The sequence below is a fragment of the Shewanella sp. T24-MNA-CIBAN-0130 genome (assembly GCF_040310185.1).
GTDB classification, from domain to species: domain Bacteria; phylum Pseudomonadota; class Gammaproteobacteria; order Enterobacterales; family Shewanellaceae; genus Shewanella; species Shewanella psychromarinicola.
In genome coordinates, this window is the sequence record NZ_JBEOPP010000426.1 from 1 (window position 1) to 255 (window position 255).

At 47.1% G+C, this 255-nt stretch carries 1 protein-coding gene; it reads left to right on the forward strand.

Annotated features, from left to right (window positions below; genetic code table 11):
* Positions 1-255: arginine deiminase-related protein (locus tag AAEZ02_RS22975; protein WP_351125447.1), on the forward strand; the 255-nt coding region annotated here is incomplete at both ends.

Genomic DNA, 255 nt, shown 5'->3' on the forward strand with positions numbered 1-255 from the left:
TCATCACGGCACCTTGGTGAAATACCCAATGTACGCCCCCAATCGCCGTCAAGAATACCGCCAAGACATCATGGATTATTTAACAGAAGAATATGATTATTCTCACATAGTCGACCTGCGTGATGCGGCCAACCAGCACGAATTTTTAGAAGGTACAGGGTCCATTGTGTTTGATCATCGCAATAAGGTCGCGTACGCCGCGGCGTCGAAACGCACTCACGAACGTTTGTTTTATTCGCTGTGTGAATCAATTGG